At 70.1% G+C, this 26,758-nt stretch carries 23 protein-coding genes and 1 tRNA gene; 14 read left to right on the top strand and 10 right to left on the bottom strand.

Annotation, left to right across the window (positions count from 1 at the left end; translation table 11 throughout):
• Positions 1 to 58: 58 nt before the first annotated feature.
• The 3 genes from VD964_RS14680 to VD964_RS14690 all read right to left on the bottom strand — a co-directional run bounded on the left by VD964_RS14680 (position 59) and on the right by VD964_RS14690 (position 2,523).
• The gene (locus tag VD964_RS14680) at positions 59 to 550 is read right to left on the bottom strand and encodes an SRPBCC family protein (RefSeq protein ID WP_324869305.1); all 492 of its coding nucleotides are present in this window, start codon (positions 548 to 550) and stop codon (positions 59 to 61) included.
• A 131-nt stretch (positions 551 to 681) separates the two neighbouring features.
• Positions 682 to 1,827, bottom strand: a complete 1,146-nt coding sequence (aroB, locus tag VD964_RS14685) for a 3-dehydroquinate synthase (protein ID WP_324869306.1) — start codon at positions 1,825 to 1,827, stop codon at positions 682 to 684.
• Between the two features lie 48 nt (positions 1,828 to 1,875).
• Positions 1,876 to 2,523, bottom strand: coding sequence for a shikimate kinase (locus VD964_RS14690; RefSeq protein WP_324869307.1), 648 nt, complete (start codon positions 2,521 to 2,523; stop codon positions 1,876 to 1,878).
• A 421-nt stretch (positions 2,524 to 2,944) separates the two neighbouring features.
• Here VD964_RS14690 and VD964_RS14695 point away from each other — a divergent pair, with 421 nt between their 5' ends.
• Genes VD964_RS14695 through VD964_RS14705 form a run of 3 tightly spaced genes read left to right on the top strand, consistent with a single transcriptional unit; the run spans position 2,945 to position 6,054 of the window.
• Positions 2,945 to 3,085: a hypothetical protein gene (locus tag VD964_RS14695; protein WP_167331734.1), complete on the top strand. Its 141-nt coding sequence runs from the start codon at positions 2,945 to 2,947 to the stop codon at positions 3,083 to 3,085.
• Positions 3,066 to 5,024: a hypothetical protein gene (locus VD964_RS14700; protein WP_324869308.1), complete on the top strand. Its 1,959-nt coding sequence runs from the start codon at positions 3,066 to 3,068 to the stop codon at positions 5,022 to 5,024. Before VD964_RS14695 ends, VD964_RS14700 begins: the two co-directional genes overlap by 20 nt.
• Before the next feature lie 28 nt (positions 5,025 to 5,052).
• The gene (locus VD964_RS14705; protein WP_324869309.1) at positions 5,053 to 6,054 is read left to right on the top strand and encodes a site-specific tyrosine recombinase XerD; all 1,002 of its coding nucleotides are present in this window, start codon (positions 5,053 to 5,055) and stop codon (positions 6,052 to 6,054) included.
• A gap of 170 nt (positions 6,055 to 6,224) precedes the next feature.
• Here the strand turns inward: VD964_RS14705 and VD964_RS14710 are convergent, their stop codons facing one another.
• From VD964_RS14710 to coaBC, 5 genes are all read right to left on the bottom strand, one after another.
• On the bottom strand, positions 6,225 to 6,536 hold the full coding sequence (locus VD964_RS14710) for a polyhydroxyalkanoic acid system family protein (RefSeq protein WP_310111048.1): 312 nt from the start codon (positions 6,534 to 6,536) through the stop codon (positions 6,225 to 6,227).
• A gap of 70 nt (positions 6,537 to 6,606) precedes the next feature.
• Complete coding sequence (locus VD964_RS14715) at positions 6,607 to 8,886, bottom strand: PAS-domain containing protein (protein WP_324869310.1); 2,280 nt, start codon at positions 8,884 to 8,886, stop codon at positions 6,607 to 6,609.
• A 172-nt stretch (positions 8,887 to 9,058) separates the two neighbouring features.
• The gene (locus tag VD964_RS14720) at positions 9,059 to 12,751 is read right to left on the bottom strand and encodes a hybrid sensor histidine kinase/response regulator (RefSeq protein ID WP_324869311.1); all 3,693 of its coding nucleotides are present in this window, start codon (positions 12,749 to 12,751) and stop codon (positions 9,059 to 9,061) included.
• Positions 12,752 to 12,879: 128 nt separating this feature from the next.
• The gene (gene dut, locus VD964_RS14725) at positions 12,880 to 13,335 is read right to left on the bottom strand and encodes a dUTP diphosphatase (protein WP_324869312.1); all 456 of its coding nucleotides are present in this window, start codon (positions 13,333 to 13,335) and stop codon (positions 12,880 to 12,882) included.
• Positions 13,336 to 13,381: 46 nt separating this feature from the next.
• On the bottom strand, positions 13,382 to 14,620 hold the full coding sequence (gene coaBC, locus VD964_RS14730) for a bifunctional phosphopantothenoylcysteine decarboxylase/phosphopantothenate--cysteine ligase CoaBC (RefSeq protein WP_324869313.1): 1,239 nt from the start codon (positions 14,618 to 14,620) through the stop codon (positions 13,382 to 13,384).
• A 222-nt stretch (positions 14,621 to 14,842) separates the two neighbouring features.
• Here coaBC and VD964_RS14735 point away from each other — a divergent pair, with 222 nt between their 5' ends.
• Positions 14,843 to 16,264 (top strand): sigma-54 dependent transcriptional regulator, encoded by a 1,422-nt coding sequence (locus VD964_RS14735; protein ID WP_324869314.1) that lies wholly within the window; start codon positions 14,843 to 14,845, stop codon positions 16,262 to 16,264.
• A gap of 289 nt (positions 16,265 to 16,553) precedes the next feature.
• The gene (locus VD964_RS14740; RefSeq protein WP_109152670.1) at positions 16,554 to 16,763 is read left to right on the top strand and encodes a cold-shock protein; all 210 of its coding nucleotides are present in this window, start codon (positions 16,554 to 16,556) and stop codon (positions 16,761 to 16,763) included.
• Between the two features lie 15 nt (positions 16,764 to 16,778).
• On the opposite strand, the gene VD964_RS14745 is transcribed toward VD964_RS14740, so the two are convergent.
• On the bottom strand, positions 16,779 to 17,642 hold the full coding sequence (locus VD964_RS14745) for a response regulator (protein ID WP_324869315.1): 864 nt from the start codon (positions 17,640 to 17,642) through the stop codon (positions 16,779 to 16,781).
• 235 nt (positions 17,643 to 17,877) lie between these two features.
• Here VD964_RS14745 and trpB point away from each other — a divergent pair, with 235 nt between their 5' ends.
• The 5 genes from trpB to VD964_RS14770 all read left to right on the top strand — a co-directional run bounded on the left by trpB (position 17,878) and on the right by VD964_RS14770 (position 23,681).
• Positions 17,878 to 19,095, top strand: a complete 1,218-nt coding sequence (trpB, locus tag VD964_RS14750) for a tryptophan synthase subunit beta (RefSeq protein WP_324869316.1) — start codon at positions 17,878 to 17,880, stop codon at positions 19,093 to 19,095.
• 8 nt (positions 19,096 to 19,103) lie between these two features.
• A complete protein-coding gene (gene trpA, locus VD964_RS14755) occupies positions 19,104 to 19,952 on the top strand; it encodes a tryptophan synthase subunit alpha (protein WP_324869317.1) in 849 nt (282 codons plus the stop codon).
• 155 nt (positions 19,953 to 20,107) lie between these two features.
• Positions 20,108 to 21,160 carry an acetyl-CoA carboxylase, carboxyltransferase subunit beta gene (accD, locus tag VD964_RS14760; RefSeq protein WP_324869318.1) on the top strand — a complete coding sequence of 351 codons (1,053 nt, stop codon included), beginning with the start codon at positions 20,108 to 20,110 and terminating at the stop codon, positions 21,158 to 21,160.
• A gap of 33 nt (positions 21,161 to 21,193) precedes the next feature.
• Complete coding sequence (locus VD964_RS14765) at positions 21,194 to 22,567, top strand: folylpolyglutamate synthase/dihydrofolate synthase family protein (protein WP_324869319.1); 1,374 nt, start codon at positions 21,194 to 21,196, stop codon at positions 22,565 to 22,567.
• A 55-nt stretch (positions 22,568 to 22,622) separates the two neighbouring features.
• Entirely contained in the window at positions 22,623 to 23,681 is a 1,059-nt protein-coding gene (locus VD964_RS14770; protein ID WP_324869320.1) for a DMT family transporter, read from the top strand.
• Positions 23,682 to 23,860: 179 nt separating this feature from the next.
• On the opposite strand, the gene VD964_RS14775 is transcribed toward VD964_RS14770, so the two are convergent.
• Positions 23,861 to 23,936, bottom strand: a tRNA-Ala gene (locus VD964_RS14775).
• A 294-nt stretch (positions 23,937 to 24,230) separates the two neighbouring features.
• Here VD964_RS14775 and VD964_RS14780 point away from each other — a divergent pair.
• The 4 genes from VD964_RS14780 to VD964_RS14795 are packed head-to-tail and all read left to right on the top strand — an operon-like array spanning position 24,231 to position 26,758.
• The gene (locus VD964_RS14780) at positions 24,231 to 24,515 is read left to right on the top strand and encodes a YggT family protein (RefSeq protein WP_149223829.1); all 285 of its coding nucleotides are present in this window, start codon (positions 24,231 to 24,233) and stop codon (positions 24,513 to 24,515) included.
• Positions 24,516 to 24,517: 2 nt separating this feature from the next.
• A complete protein-coding gene (locus VD964_RS14785) occupies positions 24,518 to 24,859 on the top strand; it encodes a DUF167 family protein (RefSeq protein ID WP_310111093.1) in 342 nt (113 codons plus the stop codon).
• A 1-nt stretch (position 24,860) separates the two neighbouring features.
• Entirely contained in the window at positions 24,861 to 25,766 is a 906-nt protein-coding gene (gene folD, locus VD964_RS14790; RefSeq protein ID WP_324869322.1) for a bifunctional methylenetetrahydrofolate dehydrogenase/methenyltetrahydrofolate cyclohydrolase FolD, read from the top strand.
• Positions 25,763 to 26,758 (top strand): magnesium transporter CorA family protein, encoded by a 996-nt coding sequence (locus tag VD964_RS14795; RefSeq protein ID WP_324869323.1) that lies wholly within the window; start codon positions 25,763 to 25,765, stop codon positions 26,756 to 26,758. The genes folD and VD964_RS14795 overlap by 4 nt, the downstream gene beginning before the upstream one ends.

A 26,758-nucleotide genomic window follows, 5' to 3' on the forward strand; every position in this document is an offset into this window, starting at 1 on the left:
TAGAACTGATTGTTAAAAACTATACATGTTTCCGGATTGGTTTTCGCTTCCGCCGGTTTTACTGCGCGGAATCAAACCGCTTGCGCAGGCCTTCGAAGCCACTGGTGTAGATTCCGGCGATGGTCTTGCGCGCCTCCGCATCGGGGGCGCCGCTGGCCTCGAAGCTGGAGGACCAGGTGATGCGGGTGGTGCGGGCGTCCACCGCGCTGAGCCGGATGGTGGAACTGTAGTTCTTCACCGGCAGCGGTCCGCTCAGCAGCGTATAGCGCAGGCGGTGCTTGGCGGCGGAGACGGCCATCAGCCGTTCCTGGATGGCGCCGCCGCCCTTCAGGGCGAGGTCGCGCTCCTGCGTGCCGCCGGTCTTGCGCAGGGTGCAGCCCTCCACGGCCGGATGCCAGTCGGCGATGGCGCAGAAGGGCGCGATCTGTTTCCACACCTGCTCGATCGGCGCCTTGATCGTCGCCTGCTCGCGCACTTCCAGCGCCATGGCCGGCGCGGTCGCCGCCAGCATCACCGCACCCAATGCCGACATGCCAAGAATCGCCTTCATCGCCCATCCTCCCTTGTCCGCCGCGACGGGACGGCCGCGGCCTTGGCCGGGAGTATGGGCGGGCAACGGCGAGCGCCGCTATTGTGCGGAAGACTGACTATCCGTAAATTCACCAATAAGAGGCGCCGGGATCAGGCCGGGGTCACCGCCTCTTCCAGAACGGAGCGGACGGCGGCGGCATCGACGTCGCGGCGGGTGAAGGCGTTGCCGATGCGGTCGGCCAGGATGAAGGTGATGCGTCCGTCCTGCACCTTCTTGTCCTTGGCCATCGACCGCACCAGCCCGTCCACGTCCCAGGCGACGCCGGGGATGTCGGCCGGGCGCACCGGCAGCCCGACTTCGGCCAGATGGGCGCGGGCGCGGCGCGCATCCTCCGCCGGGCACAGCCCCAGCCGGACCGACAGGTCGAAGGCGAGCACCATGCCGATCGCAACCGCCTCGCCATGCAGCAGGGTCTGGCCGAAGCCGGTCGCCGCCTCCAGCGCATGGCCGAAGGTGTGACCCAGGTTCAGCAATGCCCGGTCGCCGCTCTCGCGCTCGTCCACGCCGACGATGTCGGCCTTGGCGCGGCAGCTGACCGTCACGGCATGGCGCCGGGCGTCGCTGTCGCCGTCGACGACCCGCCGGCCGTTCCGCTCCAGCCAGGCGAAGAAGTCGGGCTGGCGGATCAGGCCGTACTTCACAACCTCGGCATAGCCGGCCAGCACCTCGCGCCGCGGCAGGGTGTCGAGCGTGGCGGTGTCGGCGATGACCAGCCGCGGCTGATGGAAGGCGCCGATCAGGTTCTTGCCGTGGCGGCTGTTGATGCCGGTCTTGCCGCCGACCGAGCTGTCGACCTGGGACAGCAGCGTCGTCGGCACCTGGATGAAGTCGATGCCGCGCAGGGCCGACGCGGCGGCGAAGCCGGTGATGTCGCCGATCACCCCGCCGCCCAGCGCCAGCAGGACGGTCGACCGCTCGATCCCGCGGCCCAGGATGTCGTCCATCAGCTGCTGGAAATGGCCGAAGTCCTTGGTCTTCTCGCCGGCCGGCAGGACGATGGCCGGCTGCGGCGCGATCCCGGGCGCCAGCATCGCGGCGTTCAGCGTGTCCAGATGCAGCGGCGCCACGTTGGCGTCGGTCACCACGATGGGCGCCCGGCCGCGGGTGACGGCGGCGATGCGCTCGCCCGCATCGGCCAGCACGCCGTCGCCGACCAGGATATCGTAGCTGCGGGCGCCCAGCTCCAGGCGGACGGTGTCGAGTGCGGCCGGGGTGGTGGCGGAGACGGAGGTCATCGGGGCAGTCCGCGAAGCTGGAGTTTCAGGAAAGGGTTTGGACCGGCGTCAGGGGGCATCGGCCTTGGGGGCGTCGGCCTTGGCGGTCCGGCCGCCGCGCGGCTGGCGGTGGGGGAGCTGGACGCCGAAATGGGCCTCCAGCGCGTCGATCACCAGTTCGACCGTCACGTCGGGCGGGCGTTCGTCGCTGACCACGGTCAGGTCGGCCTCGGCATAGACGGGATAGCGCTGTTCCATCAGCCGGCCCAGGATGGCGCGCGGGTCGCCCTGGTTCAGGATGGGGCGGTGGGTGCGCCGCGCGGTGCGGGCGACCAGGACGTCCAGTTCGGCGCGCAGCCAGACCGAAAGGCCGTACTGCCGGATGGCGGCGCGTGTGTCCGGGTCCATGAAGGCGCCGCCGCCGGTCGCCAGGATGTGCACCGGCTCGTCCTTCAGCAGGCGGGTGATGATGCGGCGCTCGACGGAGCGGAAGACCGGTTCGCCGTCGCGGGCGAAGATCTCGGCGATGGTGCAGCCGGCTGCGGCCTCGATCTCGGTGTCGGCGTCGCGGAAGGGCAGGTGGAGCCGTGTCGCCAGCCTGCGCCCGATGGCGCTCTTGCCGGCGCCCATCAGCCCGACCAGCACCACGGTGCGCGGCAGCAGCGGTGCCTTGTCCTCCGCCGCTCCGCCCCCCGTCTCCGGAAGCAGGGCCGTCATCGCCTTGTGCAATCCCGTCACATCCATCTGATCCGCCACCCGTACCCGCAACTCCGCTGTCCGCCCGATCCAGCGGGACAGCCGTCATACCGCTGAAACAGACAACACTCATACCCGCCGAAAGCTGGCCGGCACAAGCGCGCTCCCAGGCGCCCTCCCGGAAAGCTGGCCCGGAAAGCCCGTCCGGAAAGCCGGCCTGAAAAGCCAGGTGGGCGGGTTGCGCGGCGGTCCAACCTGTGGCTACACTGCGCCGCCGCCGAACGGTGTCTCCGTCGGCGGTGCTCCCGGTCGCCGGGTCCGCCGCGGCCGGGGTGCGGATGCTTTAGCAGAAAAGCCATTGCTTGTCCCAAGCCCTGCGACTGCCGGGCATGGTAGCTCCGCTCCGATCCGCTGTTTTCCGACACAACGCGTCCTTGGTGCCATGAGCCGGTTTCTCTCGATCCTCATCGTCCTGCTGTTGCTGGTGATCGCCGGTGGCATGGTTTTCCTCGCCTCGTGGGACCTGCCGGCTCCATCGAAGACGGTGGAGAAGGTTCTGCCGGATGAGCGCTTCCCGCGCTGAACCCCGACCATCGGCCGGGGCCGTTCCGCATTCGGGCTCCCCGTTTTCGGCCACCCTGCTGCTGGCCGGATTGCTGGCGGCCGGCTGGACGGCAAGCGGCTGGATGGCGTCCGCCGCGGCGCAGGTCGTCGGTCCGCCGATCCGGCTGACGCCTGACGCCGGGATGCAGGCGCCTGCTTCCTCCCAGTCTCCCTCTCCGCCCCCTGCCGCAACACCTGCGGCTGCGCCCGCCGTCGTTCCGGCCTACCCGCCCGCGGTCGTCCCGCCGCCGCCCGTGTCCCCCGTGGTGGCGCGGCCGGCGCCGGTCGCGCGCGAGGCGCTGGGTGCGCCCGATCCGGACGGGGCGGGCACGCTGAGCGGGCTGCAGGGGCTGGGTGCCGACCCCTGGCGCGGCATCGGCCGGGTGGAGCTTCTGCCGCTGATCGCCGCCCTTCCGGTCGACACCCCCTCCCCCGCCGTCAAGGCGCTGGAACGCCGGCTGCTGCTGAGCGCCGGGTCGCCGGCCGTGGCCGAAGGGGAGGTGCCGCCGCCCCGCCGCTTCGGCGCGCTCCGCATCGAGAAGCTGGCGCGGATCGGCGATCCCGCCGGAGCGGCCGATCTCGCGGCGCTGCTGCCCGCGGCGCTGGCGGCGGACGAGGCGGCGGCGAAGGCGCTGACCGATGCGGAACTGGTGCGCGGCGGCCTGGACTGCACCCGCGCGCTTGCCCGCGGCAAGAGCTTCGCCTCCGCCTACTGGACCAGGCTGGCGCTGTTCTGCCACGCCCGTGTCGGCAACCGCGCCGGCACGGACGAGGCGCTGGCGAGCCTGCGCAGCGGCGGCGGCCGGCGGTCCGACCCGTTCCTGATGGTGGCCGACGCCCTGGCCGGCGCCGCGCCGCCCCCTGCCCGCTCGCTGATCCTGCAGGGCGATCCCGACGGGCCGGCGCTGACGCTGGCCGCCATGCGGACGGCGCGGATCGGGATTCCGCCCGACCGGCTTCCGCTGGACAATCCGCCGGCTCTGGCCGCCATCGCCACCAACCCGTCCACCGATCCCGCCACCCGCACCGCTGCCGGGGAACGGGCGGCGGCCTCCCTGTTCCTCGACGCCCGCCAACTGCTCGACCTCTATGTCCAGGTGCCGCCGTCAGGCGATGAGCTGCTGCGGGTGAGGGACATCGCCCGGCGCGACCGTGGCGCCCGCACCCGCGCCCTGGTCCATCAGGCGATGGCGGCGGCGATGGACGGGCAGCGCCGCGTCGCTCTGGCGTCCCTGGCCGTGGAGCTGGTCGACCCGCGCCTGCGCGCCGGGCCGGTCGGCGGCGCCGCGGCCGGGCTGCTCGACACCGTGTCGCCCGGCGGGGACGCCGCGACCCTGGCCCCGGCGGCGGCACGGCTCTATTACGCGCAAGGGCGCCTCGATCAGGCGCGGCGCTGGCATGATCTGGCCCTGCGCAGCGGGCGGAGCGCCGACACCGCCTGGCTGTGGCCGCTGGCGGTCGTGGCGACAGGGCGCGGCGCCGAGGATCCGCGCGCGCTGACCGCCTGGCTGGAGGAGGCTTTGCGCGGTGCCGATACGCAGGCCCGCAGCCGCATCGCCGGGCAGCTGGCCCTTCTGCAGGCGACGGGCGTGATGGTACCGGACGAGGCCTGGATGCAGGCCACCGACGGCGCCGGACCGCCCAGCGGCAGCGATGCCGGGGTCGATCCGGCGCTGTGGCAGCGGCTGGGCGATGCCGCCGCCGGCGGGCGGGTCGGCGAGACGGTGGTCGCCGCCCTGCTCCTGCTGGGAGAAGCCGGGCCGGCCGGCCTGCCGCCGGTGGTCACCGCGCGGGTGGCGGCCAACCTGAAGGCTGTCGGACTGGAGCCGGACGCCCGCGCCCTCGCCCGCGAAGCGATGGCGGCCATCGCCGGACCCGCCGCTCCCGATTCCGCCCTTTACGAACGGGGGGCGCAATGACCTCATGCACCGAAAGCCTGCCACGACGATGACCGCCACCAAGAGTCCCGCCAAGCGTCGCGGCCGGCCGTGCAAGCCGCGCCCGCTCGCCACCTCCCCGCATCTGGACGCCTTCCTCGACATGCTGACGGCGGAGCGCGGGGCGGCGGTGAACACGCGGCTGGCTTATGAGCGCGACCTCGCCGATCTGGGACGCTGGCTCGCCCAGCGCAGCGTGGCGCTGGAAGCGGCCGGCACCGAGGATCTGCGGGCCTATCTGGCGGTGCAGAGCAAGGACGGCGCCCCGCGCACGGTGGCGCGGCGGCTGTCGGCGATGCGGCAGTTCTACCGGTTCCTGCTGTCGGAAGGCCGGCGGGTCGACGATCCCGCCTCGCCGCTCGACAGCCCCAAGCAGGGCCGCCCGCTGCCCAAGATCCTGACGGAGGCGGAGGTCGGCGCCATGCTGTCCACCGCCGAGGCGCGCGGCGAGCCGGAAGGGTTGCGGCTGGTGGCTTTGCTGGAGGTGCTCTATGCCACCGGCCTGCGCGTGTCGGAACTGGTCGGCCTGCCGATGACCGCCATCATGCGCGACGGCCGCGGCCTGCTGGTGCGCGGCAAGGGGGGCAAGGAGCGGATGGTGCCGTTGTCCGACCCGGCACTGGCGGCGCTGGCCGCCTACATCCCCTTGCGCGGCCATTTCATTCCGCCGGCCGCCGGTGCCGAGGCCGGGCACAGCCCCTTCCTGTTCCCGTCACGCAGCTCCGCCGAAGGGCACCTGACGCGCCAGCGCTTTGCCCAGCTGCTGAAACAGCTGGCCATTGATTCCGGCATCGACCCGGAGAAGGTCAGCCCGCACGTCCTGCGCCATGCCTTCGCCACCCATCTGCTGGATCATGGCGCCGATTTGCGGTCAGTCCAGAAGATGCTGGGCCATGCCGACATCGCGACGACGCAGATCTACACCCATGTGGTGACGGAGCGGCTGAAGAAGGTCATGCACGACCACCACCCGCTCGCCCGCCGCAGGGTGGAGGAGCCGTCTGAGGGGTAGTAGAGGTAAGGATGGGGTTGGGGTGCGGGCTTCGATTGCCCCCTCCTAACCTCCCCCGCTTCGCAGGGGAGGGACTGCCGCCGCCTTCCAGATCAAGCACTTACTCCCTCTCCTGCGAAGCGGGGGAGGGTCGGGGTGGGGGCAATCGGAGCCCGCACCTCCCCCGATCCTTACTTCTTCTCCAGCATCAGCGTGCCCTGGCGGGACACCTTGTTCTTGATCTTGTCGGCCAGCAGGGCCAGCGCCCAGGGCAGCTGAACCTCCATCTCGACGCTGTCGTCCAGCACGTCGATGTGGCCGGCGATGGTCTGGGCCAGGGCCACGACGCGGAAGTTCAGGCGGTCGTCGGTCCAGCTGTCGTCGACGCTGGCCGCCACGGCGCTGAGACGGGCCCGCGCCTCGCCCATGCCGTCGACCAGCCGGCGCTTGGCCTCCGCCCGGCCGAGCGAATGGGGGATGGACAGGGTCAGGGGCTTGGGCATCGTCGGCGGCTCCGCACTGCACGGGATCGGATGGACAAGGATAACGCCGGGGATGCGTCTTGGGTCCCGGTCACCCGGCCTTGACGCCGTTGGCGGGCGCGCGCACCGGCATGATGCAGCGGACATGGGCGCTACGGTAGACGCCGGTGCCGCCGGATTCGTCCAGCTCCAGCCGGCCGCCATGCAGCTCCATCACGTTGCGCGCCAGCGAGACGCCGAGTGCGGCCGCACCCTGCGGATCGGCGTCCGGCGGAGCGGCGCCGCTGACCGACAGGGTGATGCTGCCGTTCAGCCGTTCGCCGGCCAGCCGGATGCGGCGGTCGGCCGGCGGGTTGCGGATGGCGCCGACCACCAGGGTGAACAGCGCCTGCTTCAGCCGCTTGCCGTCGCCCTCGATCTCGCCCAGCGCCTCCGGCGCCACGACCTCCATGCGCAGCCCTTCGCGCCTCGCCCATTCGCGGGTGAGGCTGGCCACCGAGTCGAGCAGGTCGGGCAGGCTGACCGCCTCGCGTTCCAGCGTGGTCACGCCGGCCCCCAGGCTGGTCAGGTCGACCACGTCGTCGATCAGTTCCAGCAGCCGTTCCCCGGCCGTCAGCATGCTGCGCACATACTCCATCTGCCGGGCGTTGAGTTCGCCGAAATACTGGTTCGCCAGCACCTCGGCGAAGCCGATGATGCCGTTCAGCGGCGTGCGCAGATGGTGGGAGACGTTGGCGATGAACTCGCTCTTCAGCTGGTCGGCGGCCTCCAGCGCGGCGTTGGAGGCGCGCAGCGCCGTCTCCAGCCGGGCACCGTCGGTGACGTCCAGATAGCTGTTCAGCACCGCCCCGTCGGGCAGCGGCAGGGTGGAGAACTCCACCACCGACCCGTCGCTGCGCTCCACCCGGCCGGAGCGGACGCTGCGTTCCAGCGTGGCGCCGATCAGTTCCTCCTTCAGGGCTTCCCAGCCGGATGCGGCGGCCTCGCCGGCCTTGTCCGGCGGCGCAATCTCCAGCAGCGGGCGCATGCGTTCGAAGACGTCGGCGATGTGCGGTTCGCCGTGCAGGTCGCCATCCGCCAGATCCCAGATGCGGGCAAAGGCCGGGTTGGACAGCTTCAGCCGGCCGTCGCCGCCGAACACCGCGATGCCCTCCGCCAGATTGTCCAGCGTCTCCTGCTGCACGGCCATCAGCGTGTTGTAGGAGGATTCCAGCGCCAGCGTGTTGGTCACGTCCTCCAGGATGGTGATCAGCCCGCCCTGCGGATGCGGCGCGGCCAGATGGCGCAGCGTGGTGCCGTCGGGCAGGTGCAGCATCTCCTCCAGCGGTTCCACCAGATGGGTGTAGCGGGTCAGGCGCTCGCGCTTGAAGGTCTGGTAGTCGGCATATTCCGGCAGGCGGCGGCGGGCGCGCAGCTCCTCCAGCAACTCGGCGTTGGTGGGTTCGGTGCGCAGCCATGCCTCGTCCAGGTCCCACAGCCGGGCATAGGCCTGGTTGAAGAAGGTCAGGCGGGTGTCGGGGCCGAAGATGGCGATGGCGGTGCCGAGCCGTTCCAGCACCTCCGCATGGGCGGTCAGGTGGCGGTCCAGTTCGCCGCGCAGTTCCTCCAGCGGGGTCAGGTCCAGGGCATAGCCGACCACCAGCGTGCCGCCGCCGTCGGTCAGCGGCAGCGGCGCTTCCGTCACCTCCAGCAAACGGCGTTCGGTGCCGATCACCACGGGTGCGCGGTCGGACTGGGCGAAGCCGCCGCTGCGCGCCCGTTCGGCCAGGGCCGGGCCGGTGGCGGTCAGTTCCCGTCCTTCCGTCACCACGTTGTCCGGATCGCTGTCGACGGCGCGGGCATAGGCGCGGTTGCACCAGGACAGCCGTAAGGAGCGGTCGCGCATCCACACCGGGATCGGCAGGGCGTCTGCCATCGCCTGCAGCTCGGCAAGGCGGGAGCGGGCGTCCCCGGTTTCCTTCTCGTGACGGCGGGTGGCGACCTGCGCGGCGTCGCGGGCGACGGTAACGTCCTCGATCCACACCACGTCGCAGCAGCTGTCGCCGGCACAGCCGCGCCGGCCGGTCAGCACCAGCCGCCGGCCGTCGGGCGCCAGCCCTTCGCACCGGAAAGGCTCGCCGTCGCGGCGCAGGCGGGCAAGGGCGGCAGCGAAGTCGGGCGACGACACCGCATCCGCCAGCGCGTCGGCCTTGGAGATGCCCAGCAGGGCCGCCGCCTCGTCCGACAAGGCGCACCCGCCCGATTCGGTCCAGGCGCACCAGGGATAGGGAGAGGCGGCGAGCATCGCCCGCCAGCGGTCGCGGTCTGCGGCTGCATGTTCGGCCTCGCGCCGGGTTTCCTTGTTCCAAAAGAAGCCAGCGAAACCGACCACGCTTTCCACCCCCGGATCGCCGGGCTTGTCGACGGCCCGGCTGAATCAGTCGAAATGAATCAAGATATCCAGAGTAGTTCAGCCATACCCCACCGACAAGCAACTCGCGTCCACCGTGCGCCTTTTCGGGTTGCCCTTCCCGTCCAGGTAGATTTCGCCCCAACACGTCCGGTCACGCCATGCTCTCTTCCGGCTGGGGCACCGTCTCTTTCGTGTGACGGAGCTCGTGAATCGCTTTTTCGGCCTCCGGGAAGGCTGCAGCCATCGCGTGGGCGTGGCGCTCCACCTCTTCCAACTGCGCGTTCACGATGGCGCGCTCCAGCGCGGTGCAGGCGGCGGCCAGCACCCGCGCACCTGCGGTGCGTGCCGCCCCGGCGGCGGAATGGGCGGCCGCCCGCGCCTCCTCCATTTCCCCGGCGTCGAGCGCCTGCCGCACCCGGTCCAGGGTGGGCCGCGTCGTTTCGATGAAGAAGTCCATCATGTCCAGCGTGCCGCCATCGATGCCGTCCTCCCGGCCTCCGCCGAAGGTCTCGCGCAGGTGGTCGAGGTCGAGCACCGGCAGGGCCGAGTCGTCGGGCGGGCGGGAGGATTGCGGTCCCGGCGGCACCTTCGCCTCCGGCGGGCGGGGAAGGGCGTCGAGCCGCCGGGCCAGCACCTGCGACAGCTGGGCGAGCGTCACCGGCTTGGCGAGGTAATCGTCCATGCCGGCGGCCAGACAGCGCTCCATCTCGCCGGACAGCGCATTGGCGGTCATGGCGACGATGGCGGTGCGCCGGCCGGTCCCGTCCTCCTCCGCCCGAATGCGGCGGGCAAGCTCGTAGCCGTCCATCACCGGCATGTGGCAGTCCGTGATGACCAGCCGGTGGCGGCCGGTGCGCCATGCCGCCAGCGCCTGTTCTCCATCGGCCGCCAGATCCACCGCGCAGCCCAGGCGGCGCAACTGGCGCAGAACGACCTGTTGGTTGGTCGGATGGTCCTCCGCCACCAGGACCGGGCCGTGGGCCGGCTGACTGTCCCGCTCTCCCGTGCCGGCCGGGATTGCGGACGGCGGGGCGGACCGCTCCATTTCGGTATCGACGGCGCCGGCCCGGTCCGCGTCGGGTGCGGCGCGGCCGGTCAGGAGGGCGGCGGCGCGGATCAGGGCGGCGCGGTGGACCGGCTGCGCCAGCCCGCCCGGCCCGCCGTGGGGCGAAGCGACCGCGGGCCCGTTCCCCCGTCCGTCGTCCAGCAGCAGCCGCGGCAGTCCGGGTCCGCAGGCGCCGGCAAGCGGTTCCAGCCGTCCGGCCATCGCCCCGCTGGTGACCAGCAGCCCCACCCCGCCGCGCCCCAGTCGGGACGCCGCATCGGCCACCGTGGCGGCGGCGGTCACCGTCGCCCCACCCTGCTCCAGGTAGCGGGCCAGCACGTCGCGCTGCACGTCATCCTCGTCGGCGACCAGCACGGCCAGTCCGGCCAACGGCGCCGGGGCGGGCAAGACGGGATCCTCCCCCTGCGGCAGGTCCACCATGAACCAGAAGGTCGACCCTCGGCCGGGGACCGACTCAAGACCGATCCGTCCGCCCATCCGTTCGATCAAGCGGGTGCAGATCGCCAGCCCCAGCCCGGTGCCGCCGAAGCGCCGGGTGGTGGAACTGTCGGCCTGACTGAAGGGCTGGAACAGGCGGGCCTGCCCCTCCGGCCCGATGCCGATGCCGGTGTCCTCCACCGCCACATGCAGGCTGACATGATCCTGACGCGTGGACCCGGCGGCATGGACGCGCAGCACCACGCGGCCGCGGTCGGTGAATTTGATGGCATTGCCGGTCAGGTTGAACAGGATCTGGCGCAGCCGGCCCGAATCGCCGCGCAGCCGCGCCGGCACCGACCGGTCGATGTCGCAGATCAGGGCCAGCCCCTTCTGATGGGCCTGGGGCGCCAGAAGGTCGGCCACCCCCTCCACCAGTTCGGCCGGGCGCAGGTCGAGTTCCTCCAGGTCCAGCTTCCCGGCCTCGATCTTCGACAGGTCCAAGATGTCGTCGATGATCCGCAGCAGTGCGGCCCCGCTCTCCCGCATGGTGGAGACCAGCGTGCGCTGCTCCTCGTCCAGCGGGGTCAGCGCCATCAGCTCCAGCATGCCGAGCACGCCGTTCATCGGGGTGCGGATCTCGTGGCTCATGGTGGCGAGGAACTCCGCCTTCGACCGGGCGGCGATCTCCGCCTGTTCCTTGGCGGCGCGCAGCGCCTCCTCCGCCTGCTTGCGCGCGGTGATGTCGTAGCTCCAGGCCAGCACCGCCGGCTCGCCCTCGAAGCTGGTGTGCTGGAGCGTCTGCAGGGCCCAGACCCGGCTGCCGTCCGGCCGGTCGACCGCGACCTCCGCGTCGCGGACCACCACGCCGCCGGCTTCCGCCTCCACCTCCTGCCCCTGCCCCGCTCCGCCCCGGCTGATGCTGGCGCCCGGCAGGGCCAGCGCGTGGCGGCTGCCGACGAACGCGTCCAGCGGCCGGCCAGCCAGTTCGGCGGCGCGGGCGTTGGCGAAAGCGACGGTGCCGTCGGTGCGGCCGATGGAGACGCCGACCGGGCTCTGCTCCAGGATGGTGCGCAGCCGCCGCTCGCCGTCGGCCAGCGCGCTTTCGCGGGCGCGGATGGTGGTGACGAAATAAGCCAGCGCGCGGGCCATCTCGCCGATCTCGTCCCGGCTGCCGGACGGGGTGGCGGGGGGCAGGTCGAGGTCGGGCATCGCCGCCGGCTCGACCGTCTCCACCGCCTGCATGGCGCTGCGCAGCCGGCGCAGCCGCGCCACCACGTTGCGGTGGATGTAGGCGAAAATCGCGGCGGCGCCCAGGATGGACAGCAGCGCCATGGCGATGACCGCCCGCTCGCCGTCGCGGATCACCCGCTCGAATTCGGATGAGCGGCGGGCGACGTCCTGCTCCACCGCCAGGAAATAGTCGGACACGATGCCGACCAGCTGGTCCGACACCGCCTGATTGCGTGCAGCCGACCGCTTGACCGCCCGCTGCAACGACAGCTCCGCCGCGCGCAGGGTGAACAGGGGAGATCGCCCGAAGGCCGCTTCCTCCACCTCGCGCTGCAGCGGCTGCAGCCGGGCGGCGCGGTCCGGCGGCAGCAGGGCCAGCGCCGCGGCGGCATTGTCCAGCGCCATGCGGGTCTCGGCCTGGAATCCGTCCAGCTGGCCGTCGCGGTCGGCGCGGAGGGCGGCCAGCAGCGTGGTGGCCGCCGCGGTCAGGTCCCGGCGCCAGCGTTCCAGCGCGTCGCGGCTGCGCTCCGCCGCCTCGGCATCCGGAAGGCCGGAGCGCGTCTCCATCGGCCAGGGCGCCTCCTCCTCCCGCGACTCGGCGGCGCCGAGCCGGCCGGTCAGGGCGGCCAGTGCCTGGGCGCGGGCGTTGGTCTCCGCAGTCAGGGCCAGTTGCTGCCGGACCTGGGCGTTCAGGGTCAGCAGCGTGCCGACCAGCTCGTTCTTGCGGCGGTCGAGTTCGCCCAGATCGGCCTGACCACCGTTTCCTTGGCCGCCATTTCCCTGGCTGCCATTCGCCTGGGAACCGCTGCCTTGGCCGCCGCTCCCTTGCCCGCCGTGTGCGATCAGCCGGGCCATCAGCTGTTCCAGCCGGACGATCTGGTCGCCCATCCGCGCCATCACCGCCTCGCGCGCGGTCTGGTCCTGGGCGGCGACCAGGGCGGGGGCGATGGCGGCCACGGCGCCGCTCTGCTGCACCAACTGTGCGGCGGCGACCAGCCCCGGCACCTTGGCCGTGGCGATCTGCTCGTAGCCCTGGTGGAAGCGGGAAAACAGCGAGACGGCGACGACGCTGGTCGCCGCGGCCAGCCCGCCGATGACCGTCAATCCTGCCAGGATGCGGAACGCCACGCTCCGCCGGGGACTCCGCATGACCACCCCCTCGCCCGCCGCCAGTGCCGGAGGGGGTGCTTCGCCCGCTGCGTCATACCCCTTCCGGCGCGGCGATCATGCCACAGAAACGAAGGGGGATGGAGTTCTCAGGCGACGCCGGTGGACCCGAAGCCGCCGGTGCCGCGCGCGGTCTCGTCCAGCGACGTGACTTCGATCAGCGCCGCCTGGAGGGCCGGGGCGATCACCGCCTGGGCGATGCGGTCGCCGCGGGCGATGGTGAAGGGCTCTTCCCCCAGATTGATCAGGCAGACGCCGACCGGCCCGCGATAGTCGCAGTCGACGGTGCCCGGCGTGTTCAGCACCGTCACGCCGTTCTTCACCGCCAGACCGGAACGCGGCCGGATCTGCATCTCCCATCCCGCCGGCAGTCCGACAGCGAAGCCGGTCTGCACCAGCATCCGCTTGCCAGGAGCCAGCACGGCGGGCTCATCCGCCCGCACCGCGGCGCGCAGGTCGAAGCCGGCGGCGCCCTCGGTGGCGTAGGAGGGCAGCGGCAGGTCGTCGTTGCCGGGCAGGCGGAGGAAGGCGACGGTGGGGGACATGGCGATTTCCTGAGTTTGACTGTCGGGTGGAGGCACCGGGTAGACGCTACTTCCCGGCGAAATACCCCGCCACCGCCTCTGCCAGCTGGGCGGCGACGGCGTCCTTGGGCATGGTGGGCCAGGATTCGGTGCCGTCGGCGCGGATCAGGTGGACGGTGTTGTCGCTGCCGCCGAAGGTGCCGGTGCCGGGGGAGACGTCGTTGGCGACGATCCAGTCGCAGCCCTTGCGGGCGCGCTTGGCGGTGGCGTAGGCCAGCACGTCGCCGGTCTCCGCCGCGAAGCCGACCACCAGCGCCGGGCGGCGCTCCCCGGGCCTGGACAGGGTGGCGAGGATGTCGGGGTTCTCGGCCAGGGCCAGCGCCGGCGGGCCGCCGCCGTCCTTCTTCAGCTTGCGGTCGGATGGGCCATCGACGCGCCAGTCGGCGACCGCCGCGGCGCAGACCGCGATGTCGGCCGGCAGCGCCGCCTCGCAGGCCGCCAGCATCTCGCGCGCCGTCTCGATATGGACGACGCTGCAGCCGGCGGGGTCGGGCAGGCGGGTCGGGCCGCTGACCAGAGTCACCGTCGCCCCCAGCTTCGCCAGGGCCGCGGCGATGGCGTGCCCCTGCTTGCCCGACGAGCGGTTGGCGATGTAGCGCACCGGATCGATCGGCTCGTGCGTCGGGCCGCTGGTCACGATGGCGCGGCGGCCGGTCAATGGGAGGCCGGCGAGAGTGCGATGCGAGTCCTCCGCGAAAATCGTGGCGATGGCGTCGATGATCTCCATCGGCTCGGCCATGCGGCCCGGGCCGTATTCGTTGCAGGCCATCACGCCCTCGTTCGGGCCGACGCGCCGGACGCCGCGGCTCTCCAGCAGCGCCATGTTGGCCTGGGTCGCGGCATGCTGCCACATGCGCACATTCATGGCGGGGGCGACCAGCACCGGCTTGTCGGTGGCCAGCAGGACGGTGGCGGCCAGATCGTCGGCCATGCCGGCCGCCATGCGTGCCAGCAGGTTGGCGGTGGCCGGCGCCACCACCAGCAGGTCGGCCTCGCGCGACAGGCGGATGTGGCCCATCTCCGATTCGTCGGTCAGCGACCACAGGTCCCGGTAGACGGTGTCCTCGGTCAGCGCCTGTACCGACAACGGCGTGACGAAGCGGGCGCCGGCCTCGGTCAGCACCGCGCGCACCGTCACGCCCCGTTCGCGCAGGCGACGGATCAGGTCCAGGCTCTTGTAGGCGGCAATGCCGCCGGCGATGACCAGCAGCACGCGCTTGCCGGCCAGAATGGCGTGATCGGCCATGGCGAACCCCCTCTTCCGAGACCTCGATGCCCGCTGCTGATAGTTCATCGCGCCTCCCCCGGCAAGCGGCGGCACCGCGACATATCCGGTCCGGCAGGGATATCCCTGTGTGGATATCGATGCGCCCGCCGGCCCGTGCATGCGCGTGGGGGTGGGATTTTCAGAAATATCTGTTAGACAATAGGACCAGCCCCCCCCCTACCTCTGCGTGTCGCCCACAGCATGCCGCCCGGTTCCATCCCCGTCCTGCTGATCGAAGACACGCCGTCGCTGGCCCGTGTCTATGCGGAATACCTGAAGAAGGAATCCCACACCGTCATCTCGGTGGAGACGGGGGCCGACGCGCTGGCGCAGCTGAACGACGGCGCGCCCAAGGTGGTGCTGCTGGACCTGCAGCTGCCGGACATGAACGGGATGGAGGTGCTGAAACGCATTGATGCCCAGGCCCTGCCCTGCGCGGTCATCGTCATCACCGCCCACGGCTCGGTGAAGGCGGCGGTGGAGGCGATGCGCTACGGCGCCTATGATTTCCTGGTGAAGCCCTTCTCCGCCGATCGGCTGGTGGTGACGGTCCGCAACGCGATGGAGCGTCTGCGGCTGGCCCAGCTGGTCGACACCTTCGAGAAGGACCTGAACCGCGCCCGCTATCACGGCTTCATCGGTTCGTCGCTGGCGATGCAGGCGGTCTACCGCATCGTCGACAGCGCCGCCTCCTCGCGCGCCACCGTCTTCATCACCGGCGAGTCGGGCACCGGCAAGGAAGTCTGCGCCGAGGCGATCCACCGCCAGAGCCAGCGGGCGGCAAGGCCCTTCATCGCCATCAACTGCGGCGCCATCCCGAAGGATCTCATGGAAAGCGAGATCTTCGGCCATGTGAAGGGCAGCTTCACCGGCGCGGTGTCCGACCGCGAGGGCGCGGCGTCGCGCGCCGACGGCGGCACCCTGTTCCTGGACGAGATCTGCGAACTGGCGCCCGACCTGCAGACCAAGCTGCTGCGCTTCATCCAGACCGGCACCTTCACCCCGGTCGGCGGGTCGAAGCTGGAGAAGGTCGACCTGCGCATCGTCTGCGCCACCAACCGCGACCCCCTGCGCGAGGTGGAGGAGGGACGGTTCCGCGAGGATCTGTACTACCGCCTGCACGTCATCCCCATCCACCTGCCGCCGCTGCGCGAGCGCGAGGACGACGTGCTGGGGATCGCCCGCCATTATCTGGCGGAATTCGCGAAGGAGGAGAAGAAGGGATTCACCAGCTTCTCCCCCGAAGCGCAACAGGCGCTGCGCCATTACCACTGGCCGGGCAATGTCCGGCAGCTGCAGAATGTCGTGCGCATCGTCGCGGTCCTGCATGACGGCGACACGGTGACGCCGGAGATGCTGCCGCCGCCGCTGGGCACGCCGCAGCCCGTGGTTCCCGCCGCAGCACCCGCCCTGGCGGCGGGCGGTGCCGCCCCGGCGCCGCGCCCGCATGTCCCCCCTTCCCCCGACTCCATCAAGCCCCTATGGGAGGTGGAGAAGGACGCCATCGAGGATGCCATAGCCGCCTGCGACGGCAACATCCCGCGCGCCGCCGCCTTGCTGCAGATCAGCGCGTCCACGATCTACCGCAAACGTCTGGCCTGGCAGGCCGAAGGGAAGCTCTAACCCTTTATTTCGGCAGGGATTTCCTGAAGAAGTCGGGAAGCCGTCAAGAAATGGGCTAATACCCTTCGACAAAGTCCCGTCGCCTTGGTCGTAATTCCACTCGGGATTTCGTCATCCTTTGTCCTATGCCGTGAGACGGAATTGCCCGCAACCACAGCATGCGGCTAGCCTCCCCGCACAATGTCTTGGTTCCGCTTGCCCGGCAGACCTCATGGCGCGGCCGATGCCGGCGATTCCGGACCAATCCGTTTTGCTAAAGACTTGTCTCGCAGTGACTAGGGGGAGGCTCATGACCAACGGCACCGTAAAATGGTTCAACACCACCAAGGGGTACGGCTTCATCGCGCCGGAGGCCGGTTCGAAGGACGTGTTCGTGCACATCACCGCGGTCCAGCGCTCCGGCCTGCATGCCCTGTCGGAAGGCCAGCGCGTTCAATTCGAGGTAGAGCGCGGCAACAACGGCAAGGATTCCGCGGTGAACATCAGCGTCGTCGAGTGACGGGTCCCCGCTGAGTCAGACCGGATACCCGGCGGCGCGGTAGGCCGCGATGGCATCCCCGGCCAGCCGGGGAATCTCGCCGCGCAGCCCCTCCACCGTGTCCGCCGCCCCGTCTCCCCGCCTTTGAGCTCCTTCCGCCCCAAGCGAGGCCCGGCAGGCCATCTCCAACGCGCGGGCGGCGCTGCACAGGGTGCGGGCGCCGAAAGTTCCGGCGGTGCTTTTCAGCGTGTGCGCCTCGCGCGTCAGGATGGCGCAGTCGGTCTCCTCCGCAATGCGCGCCACCCGCTCCCGCGTTTCCTCCACGAACTGCCGCAGCACGTCGGCCAGCAACTCCGCATCCAGATCCTGGGCCAGCTGGGCCAGCACCTCGCGGTCCAGCACTTCGCCCGCCGCTTCGTGAGCTGCCGCTGCGCAGGGACCGAAACCGGCCGATCCGTCGGCGGGCGGCTCGGAGCACAGGGACAGGCGCAGCCATTTCTCCACCGTCTCCAGCAGCAACGCCCGGTCCACCGGCTTGGCGATATGGTCGTTCATGCCGGCGTCCTGGCAGCGGACGCGGTCGGCCTCCTCGGTGTCGGCGGTCATGGCGACCACCGGCACCCGGCCGGCCGGCCCCGGCAGGTCGCGCAGCAGCCGCGTGGCGGTCAGCCCATCCATCTCCGGCATCGACAAGTCCATCAGGATCAGGTCATAGCCGCCGGCCTGCGCCGCCATCACCGCTTCCAGCCCATTGTTCGCGGTGTCGGCGCGGTGGCCGGCCTGGGCAAGGATGGCGGTGACCAGCATCTGGTTCAGCGGACTGTCCTCCACCACCAGAATCCGGCGGGGAACCGGATGGAGATCCGTGGGGAGAAGCGACGGCGGCGTCCGCTGCGTCATCGGAAGCATGCTCCGCAATAAAGGAGGTGCCAGTGTAAGGGCGCGGCCTTGTCCATGCAAAGCCCCGCTCCATGTTTGCGGACGGGTGGAAATCACGGATTTCCGCGGCCCGACGCTTCAAATCGGCGCGGTCCACCGGTATGGTGGCGCGCTTGGCCGGCGTCCGGACCCGATGCCGCCCGCAAGACCGAGCCCTATCCCGGCTTTCCTTCGACTTCAGGCAGTGCCGCAGACGATGACCAAACTGAACACCTACCGCTCCGGTCCCGACGAGCGCGGGCATTTCGGAATCTTTGGCGGCCGTTTCGTCGCCGAGACGCTGATGCCCCTGATCCTGGAGGTCGAGAAGGCCTATCGCGAGGCGCGGGCCGATCCCGCCTTCGAAGGCGAGATGCGCCAGCAGCTGAAGCAGTATGTCGGCCGCCCCAACCCGCTCTATTACGCCGAGCGCCTGACCGAGCAGCTGGGAGGGGCCAAGATCTACTTCAAGCGCGAGGAGCTGAACCACACCGGCGCGCACAAGATCAACAACTGCATCGGCCAGATCCTGCTGGCCCGGCGCATGGGCAAGACCCGCATCATCGCCGAGACGGGCGCCGGCCAGCACGGCGTGGCGACCGCGACGGTCTGCGCGCTCTACAACATGCCCTGCGTCATCTACATGGGCGAGACCGACATCGCCCGCCAGCAGCCCAACGTCTTCCGCATGAAGCTGCTGGGCGCCGAGGTCCGTCCCGTGACGTCGGGCAGCGGCACGCTGAAGGACGCGATGAACGAGGCGCTGCGCGACTGGGTCACCAACGTCTCCGACACCTTCTACATCATCGGCACCGCCGCCGGCCCGCACCCCTATCCCGCCATGGTCCGCGATTTCCAGTCGGTGATCGGCGACGAGGTGCGCACCCAGATGCAGGAGCTGGAAGGCCGGCTGCCCGACAGCCTGGTCGCCTGCGTCGGCGGCGGGTCGAACGCCATCGGCCTGTTCCACCCCTTCCTGGACGACTCGTCGGTGCAGATGATCGGGGTCGAAGCCGCCGGCCGCGGCATCGAGAAGGGGCCGCTCGACCATGCCGCCTCGATCAACGGCGGCCGTCCCGGCGTTCTGCACGGCAACCGCACCTACCTGCTGCAGGACGAGGACGGCCAGATCCTGGAAGGCCACTCGATCTCCGCCGGCCTCGACTATCCCGGCATCGGGCCGGAGCACAGCTGGCTGCATGACGTCGGCCGCGTCGAATACGCCTATGCCACCGACCAGGAGGCGCTGGACGCCTTCCAGCTCTGCGCCCGCACCGAGGGCATCATCCCGGCGCTGGAATCCGCTCACGGCCTTGCCGAGGTCATCAAGCGCGCACCGAAACTGCCCAAGGACCACCTGATGGTGCTGTGCCTGTCGGGCCGCGGCGACAAGGACATCTTCTCCGTCGCCAAGCATCTGGGAGTGGAACTGTGAGTGCCGACATGAAGAGTGCCGATGTTGGGGCCGATGGCCGCATCGCCCGCCGTTTTGCCGCGCTGAAGGCGGAAGGACGCGCCGGTCTGGTCACCTTCATCACCGCCGGCGACCCCGATCCCGCCGTGTCGCAGTCGGTGCTGAACGGCCTGCCGGCCGCCGGCGCCGACCTGATCGAACTGGGCATGCCCTTCACCGATCCGATGGCCGACGGCCCGGCGATCCAGGCCTCTTCGCTGCGCGCGCTGAAGTCCGGGATGACGGTGCGCAAGACGCTGGAGATGGTCCGCGGCTTCCGCAAGCAGGATGCCGACACGCCGATCATCCTGATGGGTTATTTCAACCCGATCCACGCCTATGGGGTGGAGCCCTTCCTGGCCGACGCGCGCGCTGCCGGGGTGGACGGCCTGATCGTCGTCGACCTGCCGCCGGAAGAGGACGAGGAGCTGTGCATCCCGGCGCTGCAGGCCGGCATCAGCTTCGTCCGCCTGACGACGCCGACCACCGACGAGGCACGCATGCCGGCCGTGATGCGCAACACGTCGGGCTTCGTCTATTACGTGTCGATCGCCGGCATCACCGGCACCGCCAGCGCGTCGAACACCGCCATCGACGCGGCGGTCGCCCGGCTGAAGCGCCACACCGACCTGCCGGTCGCCGTCGGCTTCGGCATCAAGACGCCCGACCAGGCCGCCGAGGTCGCCCGCGTCGCCGACGCCGCCGTGGTCGGCTCTGCCATCGTCACCCGTCTGGCCGATGGTCTGGACGCATCCGGCGGTGTCAAGCCGGGCACGGTCGAGGACGTGCTGGCCTTCGTCCGCGAACTGGCCGCCGGGGTGCGCGCGGCGCGGGGCTGAGGGACGGACGGTTTACAACGACGGCAAACAGCTTTACGACACCTGCAACACGATCGCTCATGGCGACGAACGGCTGAAGAGCCCGGTGCGGCACGGACCCGATGTCCAGCCGGCGCCGGGCTTCGGCGTACCGCCATGTCGTTGAAAGGCGTTCCATGAACTGGCTTACCAACTACGTCCGTCCCAAGATCCGCGCGCTCTACGCCCGCAAGGAAGTGCCCGACAACCTCTGGCACAAGTGCCCGAGCTGCGAGTCGATGCTGTTCCACCGTGATCTGGAAGAGAACCTGCACGTCTGCCAGCATTGCGGCTTCCACATGCGGCTGGACCCCATCAAACGGCTGGAGTCGATGTTCGACGACGGCGCCTATGAGGGTGTCGAGCTGCCGAAGTCGGTCGCCGATCCCCTGAAGTTCCGCGACCAGAAGCGCTACACCGACCGCCTGAAGGAAGCCCAGACGAAGACCGGCCGCACCGACGCCATCGTGGTGGGCGAGGGGCGGATCGGCGGCCATGCCGCCGTGGTCGCCGCCTTCGACTTCGGCTTCATGGGCGGGTCGATGGGTATCGCCGTCGGCGAAGGGCTGCTGACCGCCGCCCGTCTGGCGGTGGCGAAGAACGCGCCGCTGATCGTCGTTCCGGCCTCGGGCGGCGCCCGCATGCAGGAAGGCATCCTGTCGCTGATGCAGATGCCGCGCACCACCATCGCGGTGGAGATGGTCAAGGAAGCCGGCCTGCCCTACATCGTCGTGCTGACCGACCCGACCACCGGCGGCGTCACCGCCAGCTTCGCCATGCTGGGCGACATCCACATCGCCGAGAAGGGCGCGCAGATCGGCTTCGCCGGCGCCCGAGTGATCGAGAGCACGATCCGCGAGACCCTGCCGGAAGGTTTCCAGCGCTCCGAATACCTGCTGGAACACGGCATGGTCGACATGGTCGTCCACCGCCGCGACCTGCGCCCGACGCTGGTCCGCACCATCGGACTGCTGATGACGCCGCGCATCGACGCGGTGGTGGAGGACCTCGACCTGACCGCCGTCCAGGCGGCCGACGGCGAGCCGGCCCAGATGCCCCAGTCGGCGACGCAGCCGGCCACGCAGCCAGCCACACAGGCGACTGCGGCCCAGCCGGTCGCGACGCAGCAGGCGTCCTCTCAACAGACCGCTGCCCAGCCGGCGGCTCCGGTCCAGGCCGGCGACGACTGACCGCCAACCCTCAGCCCCCGACCAGAGACGATCATGACCGACGCCTCCCTTCCGCTGGCCAATCCGCCCTCCCGGCCGGCCGCGACCCGTTCCGACCCGGTGTTGGACCGGTTGAAGGGGCTTCATCCCAAGGTCATCGACCTGTCGCTGGATAGGGTGCACCGTCTGCTGGCGGCGCTGGACCATCCGGAGCGGAAGCTGCCGCCGGTGGTCCATGTCGCCGGCACCAACGGCAAGGGATCGACGATCGCCTTCCTGCGCGCGATGCTGGAGGCGGCCGGTTACCGCGTCCATGTCTACACCTCGCCGCACCTCGTGCGCTTTCACGAGCGCATCCGGCTGGGCGGGGATCAGGGTGGGCGGCTGATCGACGACGACCATCTGGCCGCCCTGCTGGAGGAGTGCGAGATCGCCAATGCCGGCAACCCGATCACCTTCTTCGAGGTGACGACGGTCGCCGCCTTTCTCGCCTTCTCCCGTGTCCCGGCCGACGTGGTCCTGCTGGAGACCGGGCTGGGCGGGCGGCTGGACGCCACCAATGTGGTGGCGAAGCCGGCGGTGACGGCGATCACCCGCATCTCCTACGACCACCGCCAGTTCCTGGGCGACTCGCTGCTGGAGATCGGCAGCGAGAAGGCCGGCATCTTCAAGCCGGGCGTTCCGGTCGTGCTGGCCCCGCAGCCGGAGGCCGACGCGCTCAGGGCGCTGAAGCTGCGCGCCCACGCCATCGCCGCCCCCATCCAGAGCTGGTCGGTGCAGGAGCGACCGGATGGCTTCCGCTTCGAAAGCGCCAAACGGCAGCTCGACCTGCCGATGCCGGGGCTGGCCGGTGTCCACCAGATCACCAATGCCGGTGTCGCCATCGCCTGTCTGGACCACCTGCCGCTGGCCGTGGACGACGAGGCGGTGCGCAAGGGGCTCGCCACCGTCGAGTGGCCGGCCCGGCTGCAGCGCCTGACCCGCGGCCCGCTGGCCGAAAGCCTGCCGCCGGGCTGGGAACTTTGGCTGGACGGCGGCCACAACGATTCGGCGGGTGAGGTGCTGGCCCGGCAGGCGGTCGACTGGTCGCGCGGCCAGCCGGGCAACGGTCAATCGGAGGGCTCTCCTGCCCTGCCGTTGTTCGTCATCTACGGCATGCTGTCCAGCAAGGACCCGTTCGAGTTCCTGGGCCCGCTGGCTCCCTTCACCCATTCCCTGCGCGCGGTGGCGATTCCCGGCGAGGAAGCCAGCTTCACCGCGGAGGAGTCCTGCGAGACCGCCAAACTCTGCGGCATCCGCGACCATGCGGCCTCCGATGGCGTGGAGTCCGCCCTGGCCGATCTCGTGGCAAATCGTCCGGGACCGGCGCGCGTCCTGATCTGCGGCTCGCTCTATCTGGCCGGGACGGTGCTGGCGGAGAACGGCTGAGATCCGTCATTGTCGGGTGGCGGGTTTTTCCAGCCACCGGACGGGTGCAGCTCCCATGGTTCGAACGGGTTCGACGACCGCGATTCTGGCTGCCGTGCTCTTCGGCGTCAGCACGCCGCTGGCGAAGCTGCTGGTCCATGACCTGTCGCCCTGGATGCTGGCGGGCCTGCTGTATCTTGGCTCCGGAACCGGTTTGGGGCTGGTCCGGCTGGTCCGTGGGCTGGTGGTCTCGGCGGAGTGGAGCGAACGGAGCATCCGCGGCACCGAGTGGTTCTGGCTGCTGGGCGCCGTCTTGGCCGGGGGGATCGCCGCACCGGTGCTGCTGATGTCCGGCCTGGCGGCCACGCCGGCATCGAGCGCCTCGCTTCTGCTCAATCTGGAAGGGGTGTTCACCGCTCTCCTGGCGTGGTTCGTCTTCCAGGAAGGCTTCGACCGGCGGCTCGTCGCCGGCATGATCGCCATCGTCGCGGGGGCGGTCGTGCTGTCCTGGGGCGGACCGGTGGATATCGAAAACGGTTGGACCGGCGGATGGGGAGCGGCCGCGGTTGCCGCCGCCTGTCTGATGTGGGCGGTGGACAACAACCTGACCCGAAAGGTCTCGCTGGCCGACCCCATGGACATCGCCGCCATCAAGGGGCTGGTCGCCGGGGGCGTCAATGTCGGGATCGCCCTGGCGCTGGGCGACGGCATGCCCGCCGTGCCGACGATGGTCGCGGCCATGCTGGTCGGGCTGCTGGGCTACGGCGTCAGCCTCGTCCTGTTCGTGTTCGCCCTGCGGTACATCGGCGCCGCCCGGACGGGAGCGTATTTCTCCACGGCCCCCTTCGTTGGAGGCATCGCCTCCCTGGCGATGTTCGGGGAGCCGCTGACGGTCGGGTTGGTCGTTGCGGCGGTCCTGATGGGAATAGGCGTCTGGCTGCACCTGACCGAGGACCACGACCATGAGCATGTCCATGAGGAGATCGAACACGATCACCCGCATGTCCATGACGAGCACCACCAGCATGGTCACGACGGCCCGGTGACCGAGCCGCACAGCCACCGGCACCGCCACGGACGTTTGCGGCACCGGCACCCCCATTACCCTGATGCCCATCACGTTCACACGCACTAAGGCATGGGCCGAAGCCCCGGTGGGGAAGCTTGTGGGAAGCGCGGGGAAGTCGGCTTGCCGTCGGGAACATTGTCGGGGCGGACGCAATCGGAAAAACAAAAAAGCGGGCCAGATGCCGTTCCCGGCAACGCCCGCTGACAACCAGTCAACTTGTCTCACCCTTCCAGAGAAGAGGAAAATGGTGGAGCCGAGGAGGATCGAACTCCCGACCTACGCATTGCGAACGCGTCGCTCTCCCAGCTGAGCTACGGCCCCACACTCACACCGTGGCGTCTTCGTTGCCCCGGCGTGGCGCGGATATTGTCCATGACGGGGGGTGCTGTCAAGCGCTTGATTCAGAAAAAATGAAGCGCCGGCGCAAAGGCCCGCCCCGCCCCCTGCGTCGGCGGCGTACCGGTCTATGCGCCGCAGGCCACCCGGCCTATCGGCGGGCCGCCGTACTGGACAGGTCTCTCCGCTTATGCTTAGGGTGCCCGGAAAAGGCTGGCGCCCGCTTCGCAACGCGTTGCGTGCGGCCATCCCAAAGAACTGCTATGGAGCTGGGCCGGCATGATCGCGCTGTATATGCTCATCAACACCATTCTGGACCTGTTCTTCTGGGTCCTCATCCTGTCGGCGATCCTCAGCTGGCTGGTGGCCTTCAATGTGGTGAACACGCGCAACCGCGCGGTCTATGTGATCGGCGACTTCCTGTATCGCATCACCGAACCGGTGCTGCGCCCGATCCGCCGCGTCCTGCCCAACATGGGCGGGCTGGATCTGTCGCCGATCGTGGTTCTGCTGGCGATCTCCTTCATCCAGAACCTGATGGCCCAGTACTGGCCGCGCTTCTGACCGTGGCGGCGTCCTCTCCGCTCGAGGCGGTGGCCGACGGCCTGCGGGTGGCACTCCGGGTGACGCCCAAGGCGTCGCGCAACGCGGTGACCGGCACGGCCGAGACTGCCGGAGGCGGGAAGGTTCTCAAGCTGGCGGTCACGGCGGTGCCGGAAAACGGCAAAGCCAACGAGGCTGTCATAAAACTGTTGTCGAAGGCATGGAAACTGCCCAAGACCAGCCTGACGGTGGTGGCCGGCGCCACCGACCGGAACAAGATACTGCATGTGGCCGGCGACCCGGCGGCATTGCTGCCGCGGCTGTCGGCCCTGATCGACGATGTGGGCACCGAGGGTGGAGAGTAGCATGGCGGACGCGAAGATCATCGACGGCAAGGCCTTTGCGGCCGGCCTGCGCGCGCGGGTGGCGGACGGTGTGGCGGCGCTGAAGGCCAGCCATGGCGTCACCCCCGGTCTGGCCGTCGTGCTGGTGGGCGAGGATCCGGCCAGCCAGGTCTATGTCCGCTCCAAGGAGCGGGCCCTGGTCGAACTGGGCATGAACAGCTTCGACCATCACGAACCGGCCGACATGGCCGAATCCGACCTGCTGGCCCTGATCGACCGCCTGAACGCCGATCCGGCCGTGCACGGCATTCTGGTCCAGCTGCCGCTGCCCAAGCACATCGACAGCCAGAAGGTGCTGGCCCGCATCGTGCCGGAAAAGGACGCCGACGGCTTCCATGTCGTCAACGCGGGCCTGCTCGCCACCGGCCAGCCGGGCGCCATCGTGCCCTGCACGCCGCTGGGCAGCCTGCTGCTGATCCGCGACACGCTGGGCCGCGACCTGAAGGGCAAGCGCGCCCTGGTGCTGGGCCGCTCCAACATCGTCGGCAAGCCGATGGCGCAGCTGCTGCTGCAGGCCGACTGCACGGTGACCATGGCCCATTCCCGCACGGCGGATCTGCCCGAGGAATGCCGCCGCGCCGATATCCTGGTGGCGGCGGTCGGCCGGCCGGAGATGGTGCGCGGCGATTGGATCAAGCCCGGCGCCACCGTGATCGACGTCGGCATCAACCGCGTCGCGGCGGCAGAGCCCGGCAAGACCCGGCTGGTCGGCGACGTCGCCTTCGACGAGGCGGTAAAGGTGGCGGGCGCCATTACGCCGGTGCCGGGCGGCGTCGGCCCGATGACCATCGCTTGCCTGATGCTGAACACGCTGGCCGCCGCCTGCCGCGCCGCCGGCGCGCCGGTGCCGGAAGAGGCGGCCCTTTGATCACCGTCCATGCCCGTGCCGAAGACGGGCGGGTGGTGCGCCAGCCGCTCGAACTCGGCGAGGATCTGCCGGTCGGCGCAGTCTGGATCGACCTTCTGCGCCCGACGGAAGCGGAGCGTGCCCATGTCGGCGCGCTGACCGGCTTCGATCTCCCGACGCGCGAGGAGATGAAGGAGATCGAGGCCTCCAGCCAGCTTTATGTGGAGGGGGAGGGGATCTACATGACCTCTCCCATCATCTCGCGCGCGACCTCGCCCCATCCGGAGCAGGGCGAGCTGACCTTCGTGCTGACCCCGCGCCACCTGATTACCTTGCGCTACACAGAACCGCTGCCGGTCATCACCTTCGCCGCCCGCTGCGTCCGCCAGCCGGAACTGCTGGCGACGGGGGAGAGCGCGCTGTTCGGCCTGCTCGACGCGGTGATCGACCGGGTGGCCGACGTGCTGGAGCTGGTCGGCGGCCGCATCGACGAGTTGTCCGCCCGTGTCTTCGACGATTCGCTGGACGGCGGCGGTTTCGGCAAGGCGGCCAAGAAGCCGGACGAGCTGCAGGACGTGCTGCGCGGCATTGGCCGTGCCGGCGACCTGACCCACAAGGTGCGCGACAGCCTGGCCGGCCTCGACAGGCTGGTGGTGTTCATGACCTCGGTCAGCGGCGGCCGGCTGAACAAGGAACAGAAGACCGCGCTGAAGACGATGACGCGCGACTTGCGGTCGCTGACGGAGCATGCCGGCTTCCTGGCGCACGAGGCGAATTTCCTGCTCGACGCCACGCTCGGCCTGATCAACATCGAGCAGAACGCCATCATCAAGATTTTCTCGGTCGTCTCGGTGGCGCTGATGCCGCCGACGCTGATCGCGTCCGCCTACGGCATGAATTTCAAGCATATGCCGGAACTGGAGTGGAGTTTCGGCTATCCCATGGCCATCCTGCTGATGGTGCTGTCGGCCGTGGTCCCGCTCTGGTACTTCCGCCGCCGCGGCTGGCTGTAA

This window comes from Azospirillum sp., from assembly GCF_035628975.1.
Lineage (GTDB): Bacteria > Pseudomonadota > Alphaproteobacteria > Azospirillales > Azospirillaceae > Azospirillum.